Source organism: Streptomyces sp. NPDC000410 (assembly GCF_040300305.1).
Lineage (GTDB): Bacteria > Actinomycetota > Actinomycetes > Streptomycetales > Streptomycetaceae > Streptomyces.
Window position 1 is genome coordinate 1 of the sequence record NZ_JBEPDM010000138.1, and the last position, 1441, is coordinate 1441.

At 68.0% G+C, this 1441-nt stretch carries 1 protein-coding gene; it reads right to left on the reverse strand.

What is annotated here, in order from left to right; translation table 11 throughout:
- Positions 1-18: 18 nt before the first annotated feature.
- On the reverse strand, positions 19-1209 hold the full coding sequence (locus ABT342_RS38105; protein ID WP_502965692.1) for an IS110 family RNA-guided transposase: 1191 nt from the start codon (positions 1207-1209) through the stop codon (positions 19-21).
- Positions 1210-1441 lie beyond the last annotated feature (232 nt).

A 1441-nucleotide genomic window follows, 5' to 3' on the forward strand; every position in this document is an offset into this window, starting at 1 on the left:
AGCTTCCCAATGCTGATGTCAAGCCGCTGCCGTGACCGGTGGTGTGGCTTGGTAGCACGCACCGTCACGGATCATCGCCCACAGGACGTTGAGGCGTCGGCGGGCGAGCGCCAACAGCGCCTGCTTGTGGCCCTTGCCTTCGGCACGCTTCCGCGCGTAGTACGTCTTGGAGGCCGGGCAGCTCTTCAGACTGGAGAGCGCGGAGAGGTACATAGCGTTGAGCAGGCCGCGGTGGAAGCGACGGGGTCTGCGAAGGTTGCCGCTGACGCGGCCGGAGTCGCGTGGGGCCGGAGCCAGGCCGGCGTAGCCGGCGAGCCGGTCGGCGCTGCCGAAGGCGTCCATGTCCCCACCGGTAGCAGCGACGAACGCGGCCCCCATCAGCTTGCCCATGCCGGGCAGGCTGAGGATCACCTCCGCGTGCGGGTGCTCGCGAAACCGGACCTCGATGAGAGTTTCGACTTCCGCGATCTCCTCATCGAGGGCCATCACCCCCTTCGCGAGCCGCAGCACCATGGCGGCGGCCAGCTTCTCGCCGGGCAGGGCCGTGTGCTGTGCCTCGGCGGCCTCCACGGCTGTCCGGGCGAGGGCTGCGGCTCCGCGCACCTTGCGGTTACGCAGCCACGTCTCGACTCGTTTCGTCCCCGCCCGGCGGATCGCGGCCGGCGTCTGGTAGCCCGTCAGCAGCATGACGGGGCCCTTATTGGTCAGTTCCAGTTCACGCTCCAACGCCGGAAAAATCTCCAGAAGTTGAGCGTGAAGCCGGTTGATCTGGCGGGTCCGATCGGCCACCAGGTCGGTGCGGCGCGTGGTCAGGGTGCGCAGGTCCACGGCGATCTCGTCGCCGGGCCGCAGCGGGCCCAGGTCTCGGCGCATGCGCGCCTGGTCCGCGATGACGAAGGCGTCCTTGGCATCCGTCTTCCCTTCGCCCCGGTAGGAGGCCGAGGCGCGGTGCACGGTCAGGCCGGTGATGTAGACCATCGGCTGGTCGTGGCCAAGGAGCAAGCCGATCAGCAGGGCAGCGCCACCGCTGTTGAGGTCGACCGCCCACAGCACCTCAGCGTCGAGGGCCAGGACGTCGCCCATCAACTCCAGCAGGGCCGTCTCGTCGTTGAGGACCCGGCGGGACAGCAGCCGTTCGCCGTCCGCGTTGATCACCACGCAGTGGTGGTGTTCCTTGCCGATGTCCACTCCGGCCCATATCTGGGGCACGGTCACCTCCGCCGGCTCGTCGTGCGTTCACAGCCCAGCAGACGACCTCGCCGACGTTGCCCTACGCAGCGATCGAGTCGCATCTCCCAATTGGCGGTCGAGTCGTCGCGGGGCTCCGGGCGGCCAAGCTCCTTGAGCCATCTACGGCGCACCGCATGCAGCCATACCCAGAGCCCCTGGGTCCACCGATCTTACGAATGATCAGTTCAAACCCACCACTGAAAGGTAGGGC